The organism is Cryptosporangium japonicum, from assembly GCF_039524755.1.
GTDB lineage: Bacteria > Actinomycetota > Actinomycetes > Mycobacteriales > Cryptosporangiaceae > Cryptosporangium > Cryptosporangium japonicum.
Genome location: NZ_BAAAGX010000037.1, coordinates 48,765 through 61,963 on the forward strand (window position 1 = coordinate 48,765; position 13,199 = coordinate 61,963).

General features: G+C 73.7%; 11 protein-coding genes. 2 read left to right on the forward strand and 9 right to left on the reverse strand.

Annotated features, from left to right (window positions below; all coding sequences use genetic code 11):
- Positions 1-67 precede the first annotated feature (67 nt).
- The 4 genes from ABD437_RS38480 to ABD437_RS38495 form a co-directional block, all read right to left on the reverse strand.
- Positions 68-1,708 carry a DUF6328 family protein gene (locus ABD437_RS38480; RefSeq protein WP_344653921.1) on the reverse strand — a complete coding sequence of 547 codons (1,641 nt, stop codon included), beginning with the start codon at positions 1,706-1,708 and terminating at the stop codon, positions 68-70.
- 213 nt (positions 1,709-1,921) lie between these two features.
- Positions 1,922-2,902: a nitric oxide synthase oxygenase gene (locus ABD437_RS38485; protein WP_344653922.1), complete on the reverse strand. Its 981-nt coding sequence runs from the start codon at positions 2,900-2,902 to the stop codon at positions 1,922-1,924.
- Between the two features lie 25 nt (positions 2,903-2,927).
- Positions 2,928-4,463, reverse strand: coding sequence for an aminotransferase class I/II-fold pyridoxal phosphate-dependent enzyme (locus ABD437_RS38490; RefSeq protein ID WP_344653923.1), 1,536 nt, complete (start codon positions 4,461-4,463; stop codon positions 2,928-2,930).
- Positions 4,460-5,020, reverse strand: a complete 561-nt coding sequence (locus ABD437_RS38495; RefSeq protein ID WP_344653924.1) for a hypothetical protein — start codon at positions 5,018-5,020, stop codon at positions 4,460-4,462. Before ABD437_RS38495 ends, ABD437_RS38490 begins: the two co-directional genes overlap by 4 nt.
- Positions 5,021-5,321: 301 nt before the next feature.
- Here ABD437_RS38495 and ABD437_RS38500 point away from each other — a divergent pair, with 301 nt between their 5' ends.
- On the forward strand, positions 5,322-5,798 hold the full coding sequence (locus ABD437_RS38500; RefSeq protein WP_344653925.1) for a hypothetical protein: 477 nt from the start codon (positions 5,322-5,324) through the stop codon (positions 5,796-5,798).
- Positions 5,799-5,808: 10 nt separating this feature from the next.
- On the opposite strand, the gene ABD437_RS38505 is transcribed toward ABD437_RS38500, so the two are convergent.
- From ABD437_RS38505 to ABD437_RS38515, 3 genes are all read right to left on the reverse strand, one after another.
- Positions 5,809-7,356, reverse strand: a complete 1,548-nt coding sequence (locus ABD437_RS38505; RefSeq protein ID WP_344653926.1) for a methyl-accepting chemotaxis protein — start codon at positions 7,354-7,356, stop codon at positions 5,809-5,811.
- Between the two features lie 80 nt (positions 7,357-7,436).
- Complete coding sequence (locus ABD437_RS38510) at positions 7,437-8,063, reverse strand: hypothetical protein (RefSeq protein WP_344653927.1); 627 nt, start codon at positions 8,061-8,063, stop codon at positions 7,437-7,439.
- Positions 8,064-8,276: 213 nt separating this feature from the next.
- Entirely contained in the window at positions 8,277-9,698 is a 1,422-nt protein-coding gene (locus tag ABD437_RS38515) for an FAD-dependent oxidoreductase (RefSeq protein ID WP_344653928.1), read from the reverse strand.
- A gap of 148 nt (positions 9,699-9,846) precedes the next feature.
- Between ABD437_RS38515 and ABD437_RS38520 the strand changes: the two genes are divergently transcribed.
- A complete protein-coding gene (locus ABD437_RS38520) occupies positions 9,847-11,304 on the forward strand; it encodes a glycosyltransferase family 2 protein (RefSeq protein WP_344653929.1) in 1,458 nt (485 codons plus the stop codon).
- A gap of 231 nt (positions 11,305-11,535) precedes the next feature.
- Here the strand turns inward: ABD437_RS38520 and ABD437_RS38525 are convergent, their stop codons facing one another.
- Positions 11,536-12,396 (reverse strand): NAD(+)/NADH kinase, encoded by an 861-nt coding sequence (locus ABD437_RS38525; RefSeq protein WP_344653993.1) that lies wholly within the window; start codon positions 12,394-12,396, stop codon positions 11,536-11,538.
- A gap of 18 nt (positions 12,397-12,414) precedes the next feature.
- Positions 12,415-13,185 (reverse strand): methyltransferase domain-containing protein, encoded by a 771-nt coding sequence (locus ABD437_RS38530; RefSeq protein WP_344653930.1) that lies wholly within the window; start codon positions 13,183-13,185, stop codon positions 12,415-12,417.
- Positions 13,186-13,199 lie beyond the last annotated feature (14 nt).

Sequence of the window (13,199 nt, forward strand, 5' to 3'; positions counted from 1 at the left end):
CACGACTCAGCCGGGGATCACCCCTCGTGATCCCCGGCTGAACCGTCCCTCGGTCCCCGCGATGGGTCTAGTGGTGCTTCGGGCCGGACGTGTGGGGCGGTGCCACCCGGGCCCGGCCGACGACACCGTCGGTGTTCTCCTCCCCCAGCACCGGGATCGATCCGGTGTCGGTGAGACCGACCGGCGCGGGGCCTGCCACGGCGGGGCCGGCAATGGCAGGACCGACCGCGCCGGTCGGGGTAGAAGCAGCCTCTCCGCCGGGGGCGGGGAGGCCGGTGGGGGCCGGGCCGAGGGGCAGGGCGACGCCGAACTGGGTGACGCCCTCGTCGGCCCGGCCGTGCTGCATGCCGTCACCGGACCGGCCGTGCTGCGTTCCCGGCTCCGGGCCCAGCAGCGGCACCTCGCCGGTGTGGTGGACGGCGGGCAGGTCGGTCATCGAGATCCCGTGGTGACGTCCGGCGCGTGCGGTCCACCCGGAGCCGTCGGGCTGCTGCGCGGCCGCACCGTCGAACGTGGTGCCGTACGGGCCGGACTGCCCGAGCGCGATCGGGCCCAGCGGGTCGATCGCCGCGTACGGGCCGGTCGGCACGTCAGCTCCGCCGGGGCCCCCGAGGCCGAAGCGGCCGTTGCCGACGCTGCCGGCGGGGCCGCTCACTGGGGCGGGGGCGCCGGCCGGGGCCGGTCCGCTCGGGCCGTACGCGCCGCTCACCGGCATCGGCCCGTAGGCCCCGCTCACCGGCATCGACGGCCCGGCACCGTAGGCGCCGCTCACCGGCGCGGCCGGGCCGGGGAAAGGGCCGCCCCGGTCGTGCCCGCCGTTCGCACGGTACGGGCCGTTGGGGCCCGTCGCCGCACCGGGCTGCGGCGACGGGCGGTCGTAACCGAGGGCAGGCAACCGGCCGCCGGGGTAGCCCAGCTGGTCGGAGTTGGCCCGCGGCGGCTGCGGCGTCGGCATCATCGGCAGCCGCGGCGCGGGCCAGGTGGGGCCGGGGCGCAGCTGCGGGGGGTGCGGCCCGGGCAGCACCCGCTCCTGACCGGCCACCATCCGTGGTTTCAGCGCCGGGGCGCCCACCGGAGCCGGAGCACCCAGCGCTCGAGCCAGGTGATCTCCGTTCACCCGCTCGCTGCGCACCCGCTCGCTGCGGAGCTTTTCGCTAGCGACCTCCAGTGCCACGATCGTGGCCTCCTTCCGACGTCGTTTCTGTCCTCGCCGGGTCCATCCCGGGGCGAAGTACCACCAGGTCAGGAACCACAGCAGGGTTCCGCCGGTGATGGGTAGCGCGAACGAGGTGCCCATGACGACGTCGAGGATCAGCAGCAGTACGCCGTTGACCGCCAGCATCATCAACGTGACGCCCCAGAACGCGAACCGGCTCGACGCCCTCACCAGCTGCGCCTCGAGCCGGCGCCGGAAGACCAGCCGGTGGAACGGTGCCGGGGCGATCAGCAGGCAGGTGGCGCCCGCGACGAGCACCAGGCTGACGACGTAGACCATCCGCTGGAAGCGGGTCGTCTCGTCGAACCGGCTCGTGAACGCCAGCGTGAGCAGGAACACGAGCAGCAGCTGCGTGCCGATCTGGGCGGCGCGCGTCTCGTGCAGGATCTCGAGGTAGTTCCGGTTCCACCGCTGGGTCGGGGTTTCCTGCGTCCGGGGGTCCCGCCGTTCGTTCCGGTCCGCCGAGCGGCCGGTGGTTACTTCCGCAGACATGACAACCCCGCCCTTCCTTCGCTGGGAAAAGACTCGTCTAGCGCGGATCGGAAGACATCGGTCGACTGACGTAGCCGCGAAGAAGCGCCCGCGGACGGGGCACCGGCGCACCTACGTAGGCCTCCGGGGCGCACCCGCACACCGGACACAATGGACTGTCGGGGACGCGGACGTCGGCGGTGGACGGCCGGTGGGACACCCAGTGGCGCATGATCACACCGCCGCTTCGAGCCGGCGCTGCCCGTACCCGGCGGACACCGCTGTCGCGCCGGAGGGGAACGGCGCGTCGATCGGCCGGTACATCGGCCGCGGACCGGGTTTACGCCGCGGGAAGTAGCGGTGGTAGATCTCCAGCCGCGCCGACGCGGTCGGCGGCACCATGCCGGCCCGGCCGAACGAGTGCAGGATCGCCTGGTGCAGCACGCGCGCGGCCTCCTGGAGCGCGAAGCCCTCGGCGCGGGCACCCTCCGGGGCCAGGCAGCGGGCGATCATCGGCAGCGCGTTGTAGCGGTTCTGGTCGGCGAGCTCGCGGCCGGCGATCTCGAACGCGACGTAGAAGCCGGAGAACGCGACCGGGTAGGCGAGCGTGTCGGTGAAGTGCAGCCGGTGGCGGGCCAGCGCGGGCACCGCGTACCAGCGCAGGCCGAGCTGGGCGAACCAGGCGTAGCCGGGATGCTCCAGGGTGACCTCGAGCACCCGCTCCGGGGAGAGCTCGTAGGCGATCACCGGGCCGCCGTGCACGCGGAGGAGCAGCGGCAGCACGTCGAACGGCCCGGGCAGGAGCCGGCCGCCGTCGACCGGGCGCCCGCCCGGCCAGCCGGCCCGCAGCGCCAGCGTGGTCAGCTCGAGGTGGCGGGGATCGCCCAGGACCGAGCCGTCGGCCTGCTGGTAGCCGGCGTAGCCGACGAGCTGGTCGTTGAGGATCTCCACGGCCGGGTCGAGCACGGTGGCGACCGAGCGGATCTTCCCGTCCCGGGTGGCCACCCGGAGGTGTTCGGCCAGCCCGGAGGCGACCGCGTCCGGATCGGTGACGCCACGCAGGTCACGGACGTGCAGCCCGCGCCAGCGCAGCCGGCCGATGCCCTTGTCGGCGTTGGCCCAGGCCACCCGGGCCGCCCAGGCCAGTTGCTCGGTAGTCGGAATGGTCGGACCGGTGAGCTGCCCCCGGTCGGCCGCGGCGAGGTCGATTCGCACTTGGCACCTCCGTCGGTGGTCGGACTCAGTCGCGCAGGACGCAGACCGTGGCGAGCGTGGGGTCGGCCGAGCCGTGAATGTGCATTCCGCTCGCGACCGCGCGGGTCAGTGCCGCGACCGCGTCGCCGTCGAGGCACTCACCGGGCATGACCGCCGGGACGCCCGGCGGGTACGGCGTGATGGGCTCGGCGCTGGTGCGCCCGACCGACTGCGCCAGCGGCACGGTCTCGGTGGCGGCGAAGTGGGCCTCGCGCGGCGTGCAGACCTGGGTGCGCGGGGCGAGCAGCGCCTCGACCAGCCGGCCGTCCCAGGCCGGGCGCAGCAGCCGGCGCGGACGGCAGGACAGCGTCCGCAGCGCGGTGACCAGCGCGTCGACGACGTCCGGCGAGGTGCCCGTGGTGATCGCGACGAACAGGTTGCTCTCGTCGGCGCCCTCGACGGCCACGGCCGGGTGCAGCAGCCCGCTGGTTCCCAGGCCAGGGCCGGGCGTCCGGAGCAGCTTCTCGATCTCCAGGCCGGTGAGGCCCAGGCCGGCGACGCTGATGACCAGGCGCAGCGGGTCGAACCGCTCGGCCGGGACGCCCAGGTCCTCGGCTTCGGCCACCCGGACACCGGGGATCGCGGCCAGGCGCCGCCGTGCGCTCGCGACCAGCTCCAGCGTGCGGTCGAGCAGCCCGCGGCCCCGGCTGACCATCGTCCGGCGGGCGTCGTCGATGCTGGCGAGCACCGGCAGCAGCGGGCTGGTGGTCTGCGTCATCTGCACGACGCGGCTGATCCGGTCGGCGTCGAACCGGTCGCCCTTGGTGAAGATGATCGCGGCACCGGACGGCGCGGCCAGCATCTTGTGCGCGGACGTGACGGCCACGTCGGCGCCGACCGAGATCGCGTGCGCCGGCAGGTCGGGGTGGAACGGCAGGTGCGCGCCCCAGGCCTCGTCGACCATCAGCGGGGTGCCGTGGCGGTGGGCCACGTCGGCGAGCGCGCGGACGTCGGAGCACGCGCCGGCGTACCCCGGGCTGACCATGCTCACCAGCCCGGCCCGGTGGCCCTGGGCGGACAGGCCGGTCAGCGTCTCGTCGAGCGCGGCCGGATCGATGCCGAGGCTGATGCCGAAGCCGCCCTCGTCGAGGCGCGGGGTGACCCAGTGCGGCGTCGCGCCGGAGAGCACCAGACCGGCGAGCGTGGACGTGTGGCTGTCGCGTGCGACGACGACGTGCTGGCTCGGCTGGGCCAGGTGCACCGCCCGGTTGCCGCCGGACGAACCGTCGAGCAGGAACAACGCGGTGTCGGCGCCCCAGGCGGCCGCGGCCAGCGCCTCGGCCTCGCGGCGGGCGTTCGTCGCGTCGGCGGGGGTCAGCCAGACGTCGGAGGCCAGGAACGTGTTCCCCAGCAGGGCACGCAGGCCGGAACCGACGGTGCGGCCACCGGCGTGCCCCGGCACGTGCAGCGCCCCGGTCTCCAGGCCGCGGTAGTGGAGGATCGCGTCGACGAGCGGGGCCGCGCTGTGCGCCGCGTCGAAGAGGACCGGGCGATCGGACGAGGGCAGGGCAACGGCGGTCATCGGTTCGCCGTCCTTTCACCGATGACCGCCGAGCCGCCGGGCGCACCGGACGGGCCGGCGCTCGGGGTGGGGGCGATCGACACGGATTTGGTGGGCTTTCCGTTGGGCGCGAAGATCATGTAGGCCATCAGGGCGAAGATCGCGGCCATCGCGAACCACTTACCGGTGGGCACCACGACGCCGTTGGCCACTTTGTCCATGATCAGGACTCCGACCTGGACGCCGACGATCCAGCCGAGCGTCACGGTGCCGAGCTCGGCCCAGTGGAGACTCGCGGCGTAGACGGCGAACACACCCAGGAAGGCGATCGCGCCGGCCGACCACCAGAGCTGGTGCCCGTCGGCCATGTAGCGGATCGCGCAGTAGCTGCCGATCAGGTCCAGACCGGTCAGCGCGACCATCGCGACGAGCCCCATCGGGGAGAACTCGATGAAGCTCTTGCTCGCCACGATCGGATCGGCCAGTGCGGACGCCACGGTCGGCTCGGTCAGGGCCGCGGGGAGACGGAAGACGTCAGCCGCGGCTGGTGCCGACGCGGCGGTCAAAGTCGAATACATGGCCATCAGCGCTCCACTTCCTCGCGGACTCGGCCCCGGCGGGTGTGTCCGTCGCTGTGAATACGCTCGCCCACTCTGCGTAACGAGACATCGGTCGACTGACGTAGACGCGAAGCGCACAGCGCAGTAGTGCCGTACGTCTGCGGGAATTGCATTGCAGCGTCGGCGGCTCTACGGCGATCCGATGGGTCGAACGGCCGAGTGTGCGGTGGACGCTCGGCGTCAGCGGGAGTGGAGCAGCAGGAGCACGGCCCCGGACGCCGGAAGGTTCACGGCTCGACGCGGCCGATAGGGTCGCCCGATGTCGTCCACGCCCGCACCGGCCGCCGTCCGGCAGATCGCGATCGCGCTGATCGTCGTCGGCGCGCTCGACCTGGTGTTCGCCGTCCTCGCGTGTTGCGGCCGGGTCGCCCGGCTCGGGCAGAGCGGCGACACCGGTTTCACGTCCGACGCCGAGGCCGCCGGGTTCATCACGTACACGCTGCTGGCCGTGGCCTCGCTACCGATCGGCGCGCTGGTGCTGGCGGCCGGCGTCATGCTGCTGCGCGGCCGGGCCCGGACGCTGGGCCGGGCCGGCGCGATCGCCGCGATGGTGCCGGTGTCCTGCTGCTTCCCGGCCGGCATCCCGGTCGGGATCTGGGCGCTGACGGTGCTCGGACGCGACGACGTCCGCGCCCTGCTCGACCACCCCGGCGGCACTCCCCCGGGCCCCGGCGGCTACCCGCCGCCCGGGGGCCACCCGCCGCCGCCCGGGGGCTACCCGCCGCCCGGGTACTGAGCGGCCGCGGTCAGGAGGTCTCGAAGGCCTGGGCCATGCGGGCCTGGTCCTCCAGGACCTCGTTGATCCGCGCCTGGACGGTGTCGAGCTCGCCGATCGTCTGGCTGGTGGAGTGGATGCCCGCGGCCACCTGCTGGCTGCTGGCCTGGATCCCGGTGATCTGGTCGGACACCTTCTGGGTGGCCTCCGCGGTCTCCCGCGCCAGCTCCTTGACCTCGTTCGCGACGACCGCGAAGCCCCGCCCGACCTCACCGGCGCGCGCCGCCTCGATCGTCGCGTTGAGCGCCAGCAGGTTCGTCTGCTCGGCGATGCCGCTGATGATGCGGATGACGTCACCGATCGCCTGGGACGCGTTGCCGAGCGCCTCGACCTCGACGGTCATCGCGCTGGCACCGCGCATGGCCTGCTCGCCGACCGAGCTGGCGTCCATCGACGCCCGGCGCAGCTCGTTGATGCTGCCGAGGAGCGCCTGGGCCTTCTCGTAGTCGTGCTCGGCCCGGCGCAGCATCTGCATCCGCTGCGAGACCAGCAGCTGGACGTTGCGCAGCGCCGCGGCGCGGGACGGCGAGAGCTCGATCTCGCGGGTGGTGAAGAAGTCCATCGTGCCGAGGAACCGGTCGCCGTCGAGGATCGGGAAGCAGACGCCGGACTTCACGCCGGCGCGCTGGGCGGCCGGTGCGCGCACGCAGTCGGTCATCTCCGCCAGGTCGCGGACGAACACCAGGTCGCGGGCCTTCCAGGTGCGTCCGGAGAGCCCGACGCCCTCGGCGAACGTGGCGGCCAGCGTCACCTTGCGGAACTCGTCACCGGCCGAGCCGGACTCGACCTTGAAGCGCAGGACGTTCTCCTGCTCGTCGAGCTGCCAGAACGAGCCGTAGGCCCAGCCGAACGCGGAGCGCACGGTGTCCAGGGCCACCCGCAGCGCGATGTCCTGGTCGTTCGACTCGCCGATCTTCGTCACGACGGTCGTGACCGCCTCGCGGTCCTCGAGCGTCTCGCGGAGCGCGGCGGCGGCGATCGCGTTGTTCCGCGCGATCAGCGCGATGCGGGTGATCGCGGCCCACTTCTCGCTGCCGAACGCCGGCAGCGGGTCGCGGCCGAAGAACTCCAGCACGGCGACGACGTTCCCGCCCTGCAGCAGCGGCACCGACGCCGCGTGCATCATGCCGGCGCGGTGGGCCGCGCCCCAGCGCAGGCACCGGTCCCCCGCGTTCGGGTCCTCGCTGGTCATCACCGGCCGCCGGTTGTTCACCGCGACGCCGAGCAGGCCGGCGTCCGGCGGGATGCTGGCCGCGCCGCCGATCGCGGCGTGCAGCGTCGACGCGAGCTCGCCGTACTCGGCGCTGAGCGCGTACTGGCCGTTCGGTTCCTTCGACCACCAGGCCCCGTAGGCCAGGTTCAGGGCCTGCACCAGCTCACGGACGATCTTCGAACTGGCGTCCTCGAGGCTCTCGACGCCGTCCCCGAGCGCCGACAACACCCGCTCGAGCGCTTCGACGTCACGCGGTACGACGAACGTCGTCGTGGGGCCCGAGTCCGACCGCGAGAACCAGCCCATGCCGTGCCTTCCCCTGAGAACGCCACTCAGGTGTCTGTTCGGCGGGCGCCCGGCCCCACTCAAGACAAATCACCACACCGTTACCGGTCAAAACTGGCGCGGCCGACCCGGCGGGCCGCGGTGCCGAGCGGAGCGGTGGCCACCAGGACGAACGCCGCGGCCAGCAGCGCCGGAGTCAGGAGCGTGCGGTGGTCCGGGGGTGCGCCGGCCCACCCGGCCGCGGCGAGCAGCAGCGCCGCGGCCAGGCCGCCGAGCGTGGCACCGGCGAGCCAGCGGGGACGGACGTCCGGTGGGCCGACCCGGGCCAGCCACAGCGCCACCGCGGCCAGCCCGAGCGCGACCGGCCAGACCCAGCCGGCCAGCCACACCAGCAGCACGGCGACCAGGAGCAGGCCGATCTCGCGCAGGTCCCAGGCCGGGCGGCGCCGGTCGGAGAACCAGCCGGGGCGGGCCAGGCCCACTCCGGCGAGCGCGAGCACGGTGGCCGCCGCGCCGACCGGATCGGTGCCCGGCACCAGCCGGACCGGTGCCACCGGCGCCACCGGCACCTCCGACGCCCGGACCACGGTCGCGCCCTCCGCGTCGCCGGCCCGGTACGGCTCGGCCTCCTCCTGCCGGTGCAGCTCGGTGGAGTACTCCGCGCCGCCGTCGAGCCCGTCTCGGACCGGACCCGCGGTGTTCGAGGGCCCCGGCAGCGCTCCGAACACCGAGAGGGCGAACCAGGTCCCCCCCCCCCCCCGCCAGCAGCAACGGCACCACGAAGGCCGCCCGGCCCCAGCGGTACCAGATCACGCACGCCGCCAGGCCGAGCAGCGCGGGTGAGACCAGCCGGCAGACCACCAGGTCGAGCACCAGCAGGACACCGAGGACGAGCGCGGCCGCGAACACCAGGCGGCCCGGCCAGGCGGTACGAGGGGCGGTCACGGCACGGGACTGTAGTGGCTCCGGTCCAGCGCCGTGCTCAGGTAGTCGCGCACCGCGTCGGCGTCGTCGGCCAGCAGACCGACGTACCCGTCGGGCCGCACGACCACGTAGCCGCCGGCCTCCGGGTCGATTCCGTAGGACCCGTACGCCGCCTGCGCTCCGGTGTTCAGCTCGACGGCGTGATCAAGGGCTGGAGCGGGCCGGAAGGCGAGGACGGTCGCGTGCGGACCGCGGAAGCGGTCGAAGAGGGTGCCGTCGCCGAGCGGCGCGTCGGGGGCCCGGTCACCGGCGCGGAGCGGGCCGGGAACCCGGCGGGTGTCGACCGAGAGCGCGCTGTCGCGGTAGTGGACGTCGAGCTGGTCGGTGTCCCGGCCGCGGCGCGGGGCGTCCTGGGAGCCGCGGAGCAGCAGCGTGGAGAGGCCGAGCACGTCGGCGGCGACCGGCTGGCGTTCGGCCTGGTAGGTGTCGAGCAGGTCGGGGTGCGCCCCGGCGAGGACGGCCGCGAGCTTCCAGCCCAGGTTGTAGGCGTCCTGCACCCCGGTGTTGAGGCCCTGGCCTCCGGCCGGCGAGTGCGCGTGGGCGGCGTCGCCGGCCAGGAACACGCGCCCGCGCCGGTAGCTCGCGGCGAGCCGGATGTTCACCCGGTACAGCGAGCGCCAGGTCACCTCGGTGAACACCAGGTCGTCCCGGCCGCTGCGTTCGGTGACGAAACGCTGCAGGTCCGCGGGCTCCTCGTCGGGCGCCAGCGGGGCGGTGAGCTGGAACGTGTCGGTGCCGGGAAGCGGGCAGAGCCCGAGCCTGAGCTCCTGGGTGGCGAGGTCACCCCAGATGTGCCAGTGGTCGCGGTCGAGCCGGCCGTCGGAGAACCGCACGTCGGCCAGCGCCATGCGTTCGGTGTCGAACGTGTCGCCGAGGAACGGGATGTCCAGGGCTTTGCGGACCGTGCTGCGGCCGCCGTCGGCGCCGACCGCGTACGTCGCGCGGATGCCCGCGGCGGTGACCCCGTCGTCGTCCTGGGTCAGGTCGGCCACCGGTGTCCCGTACTCCACCGCGACGCCGAGCGCGGCCAGGCGGTTGCGCAGGGCCAGCTCGGTGAGCTGCTGGGGCAGCATCACGATGCCCGGGTACGGCACGTCGGGGGCGGCCGCGCGTGGTTCGCCGAGCGTGCCCTCCCAGACGACGGTGTCGCCCCGGTAGGCACGCATCGGGGGGTAGGGGCGCGCGGTGGCGAGGATTTCGTCGATCACGCCGAGGTCGTCGAAGACCTCCTGGGTGCGGGGCTGGATGCCCTTGCCGCGGGACGCCCCGCTGGGGCCGGGCGCGGCGTCGACGATGCGGACCGGCACGCCGCGGCGGGCCAGGTCGATGGCGAGGGTGAGGCCGGTCGGGCCGGCTCCGATCACGAGTACGTCGGTCATGCGCACACCGTCGCGGCACCCGCTGGCGAAACGCTGGCAGAGCGCTGACCGTGACGGCGGTCACACCCCGTATTTCCCGGCGGTCTCGCGGGTCTGTGTCCGTGACAGCGCGCCACGCCAGCGCGACGAACTGGGAGAGGGGAACTCCATGACCGGCAAAGAGATCGTGATCGCACCGAGGCCGGTGCCCTACGGCTCCGCCGCCGCCGACCTGAGCGACGAGCCGTTCGCCATCCGGATGGCCGCCCGCCTCGGCGACACCAAGCGCTCGGTGGACCGCTTCGTCCACGAGCTGCGCTACCGCCCCCCGCGGGCCCGGACCGCCCGCATGCTGGTGCTGATCCCGGCGCACAACGAGGAAGCGACGATCGCGAAGACGCTGGACGCGCTGCTCACCCAGTCCCGGGTACCGGACCGGATCGTCGTCATCGCCGACAACTGCACCGACGACACCGAGAAGATCGCCCGCCGCTACCGCGGGGTGACGGTCATGCGGACCGTCGACAACCACGACCGCAAGGTCGGCGCGCTCAACCAGGCCTGGCGCCGCTGGCAGGCCGGCTACGACTTCATCGCCGGCATCGACGCCGACACGCAGCTCGCGCCCGACTGCCTCCAGCACCTGGAGGAGGAGCTCGCCAACACGCCCCGCGCCGGTGGCGTGATGGCCCGGTACACCTTCGACCAGCGCCTGGGCACCACCCCGATGGCGCGGCTGCTGATCCGCCTGCAGCGCATGGAGTTCGCCGGCTGGACGATGGACGCGCTGCAGAAGAACCGCACCACCTACGTCCTCGGCGGCCAGGCGTCGCTGTTCAACGCCGACGCCTTACGACGGGTCACCGAGCGCAACAACACCCCGGGCCCGTGGGACGCGTCCGCGCAGGTCGAGGACATGCAGCTCACCGGCGACCTGCGAGGCATGCGCTACGAGACGCTGGTCTCCCCGAACGCCCGGGCCCACGCCGGCGCGATGCTCACGTTCCGCTCGCTCTGGGCGCAGCGCCGCAAGTGGGACGAGGGCATGGCCCGCCTGCTCGCCAAGCCGCAGCTGTCCAAGTGGACCGCGACGCTCTGGCGTCAGCAGCTCTCGCTGCTCTCCAACGGCGTCACCCGGCTGCTGTTCCTCTTCCTGCTGACGTTCTCGCTGATGGTGCACCAGTTCGTCTGGTCCTGGTGGTGGCTCACCCCGACCGTGGTGGCGTCGCTGCTCAACGCCCGGGTGGCGTGGACGATGCCCAACCGCACGATGGGTGACGTCGTCACCGCGATGTTGCTACTCCCGGTCGAGGCGTACCTCTGGTTCCGGCTCGCCTGCACCACCGCGTCCTGGTCGAACGTGCTGGCCGGCATCAAGCGTGACGGCTGGGAGGACCAGGCCCGCGCCGAGCGCGGCGCCTCCAACGGCCCGGGCCGCATCATCACCGCGGTCGCGATCGTGGCGGTGCTCGCCGGTCTGACGGTCTTCGGCTGGCTGCACGCGCCGCTCTGGCTGCAGGAGCGGGTGCTGACCGTCGGCTGGTCGCTCCTCGCGGTGGTGACCGTGCTCCAGACCCTGATGATGCTGATCCGCCTGGTCCGCCCCTCGCGCGGCTACCGCCCCTGAGATGAACTTCCCGCTCCGGCCCGGCCGTCCCCTCCGCCGGGCCGGGGCGGGAGACAGACCGATCCCGGCCGGGCCGTCCCCTCCGTCCGACCGGGGTCGGAAGTACCGAGAGCCCCCGCAGCCACCGGCTGCGGGGGTCTTCGGCGTCAGATGGCGTCCTGGGGCAGCAGTGCCACTCGCGCCGGATCCGCGTGGCGCACCGCCGCGGTCGGGCGGGCTCCACGCGGTGGGTCAGCCGGCGTACGACGCGCCGTCGACCAGGCCGAGTTTGCGGCGGACCCGCTGGTAGAACGTGGCTTCGCCGAGGCGGACGACGCGGGCGGCGTCCGGATCGGTGCGCAGTTCCAGGCGCGTGCCGGGTTCGGCGGTGCCGGCGACGATGCCGTCCACCTCGACCGCGAGCGCCCCGCTGCCGTCCTCGACGGTGAGGGCCAGGCTCTCCGCGCAGTCGAGCACGACCGACCGGTTGAACGCCGAGTGCGGCGCCGCCGGCGTCACGACCAGGCCCTTGACGGTCGGGGAGATGATCGGGCCGCCGGCCGAGAAGCTGTACGCGGTGGACCCGGTGGCGGTGGCCACCACCAGCGCGTCGGCGGCGTACCGCAGGAACGGCTGGCCGGCGACGCTCAGCTCGACCGACGCCAGCCCGTGGCCCGGCGTGCGGACCAGCGCGATGTCGTTGAACGCGAGCAGGTGCTCCGACCACGCGGGCACCGACGCGGTGACCGCCGACCGCGGTTCGACGCGGTACTCCCCCGTGTCGATCTGGCCCAGTGCGGTGGCCAGGTCGGGCACGTCGACCTCGGCGAGGAACCCGAGCCGGCCGAGGTTGACCGGCAGGATCGCGCCGTGGTGCCCGTGCATCATCCGCATCGCACGCAGCATCGTGCCGTCGCCGCCGAGGCTGATGACCAGGTCGCTGGCGGCGGCCAGCTCGTCGGTGTCCACCGGCACCGCGGCGCAGTCGATCCGCTTGACCTCGTCCTTGAGACCGAGCACTTCGACGCTCTTGCTCTTCGCCCAGTCGATGATCGTGTCGATCGCCTGCTGGGATTCACGGGCCGGGTGCAGGACCAGGCCGACCTTGCGCAGAACGCCCACGGTGCCAGCCTACGGCCGCGGCGTGGCCGCGACGAGGAAAACCCGGCGGAACGGGTACCGGGCGTGGCCGCCGGCGACCGGGTAGTCGGTGTGCAGCCGGTCGTCGAGCGCGGCGGCGAAGTCGGCGTACTCGTCGGCGGGCAGCGCGGCGACGACCGGGCGGAGCGTGGTGCCCTCGAGCCAGGTGCGTACCGGGTGGGCGTCGCCGTCGGACGGCAGGTGGTGCAGGTAGGTGGTCTCCCAGGCGTCGACGGCGCACCCCGGCAGACGTTCGGCGTAGCCGGCCGGGTCGAGGACGGGGCCGGGTTCGTCGGTGGTGAGGTGCCGCTGCCGCTTGAGCTCGCGGACGGCGACGTGGGAGGGCGCGTCGTAGTTGCCGGGCACCTGGAACGCCAGCCAGGCGCCGGGGTGCAGCGCGGTGGCCCACTCGGTCACCAGATCGGCGTGGCCCGGGATCCACTGGAGCATCGCGTTGCTGACCACGACGTCGTCGGTGGCGGCCGGGCGCCAGGTGGTGGCGTCGACCACGCCGAACGTCAGCCGGTCCCCGGCCGGGGCGTCGGCGATCATGGCCGCGGAGGAGTCCAGGCCGGTGATCGTCGCCGCCGGGTAGCGGTCGGCGAGCGTCGCGGTGAGCGTGCCCGGCCCGCAGCCGAGGTCGACGACCGCGCGGACCTCGCCGGGGTCGGCGCCGATGCGGGCGACGAGTTCGACGAAGGGGCGGGAGCGTTCGGGGGCGCGCCGCAGGTAGACCGCGGGATCCCACTGCACGAAGGCCACTGGAGAGCTCCTCC

What these genes read in the sequence shown, in the direction of transcription:
- ABD437_RS38515 (WP_344653928.1), bottom strand. Translation starts at nt 9,698, where the DNA reads ATGACCGACGTACTCGTGATCGGAGCCGGCCCGACCGGCCTCACCCTC.
- ABD437_RS38520 (WP_344653929.1), top strand. Translation starts at nt 9,847, where the DNA reads ATGACCGGCAAAGAGATCGTGATCGCACCGAGGCCGGTGCCCTACGGC.
- ABD437_RS38480 (WP_344653921.1), bottom strand. Translation starts at nt 1,708, where the DNA reads ATGTCTGCGGAAGTAACCACCGGCCGCTCGGCGGACCGGAACGAACGG.
- ABD437_RS38500 (WP_344653925.1), top strand. Translation starts at nt 5,322, where the DNA reads ATGTCGTCCACGCCCGCACCGGCCGCCGTCCGGCAGATCGCGATCGCG.
- ABD437_RS38490 (WP_344653923.1), bottom strand. Translation starts at nt 4,463, where the DNA reads ATGACCGCCGTTGCCCTGCCCTCGTCCGATCGCCCGGTCCTCTTCGAC.
- ABD437_RS38505 (WP_344653926.1), bottom strand. Translation starts at nt 7,356, where the DNA reads ATGGGCTGGTTCTCGCGGTCGGACTCGGGCCCCACGACGACGTTCGTC.
- ABD437_RS38495 (WP_344653924.1), bottom strand. Translation starts at nt 5,020, where the DNA reads ATGTATTCGACTTTGACCGCCGCGTCGGCACCAGCCGCGGCTGACGTC.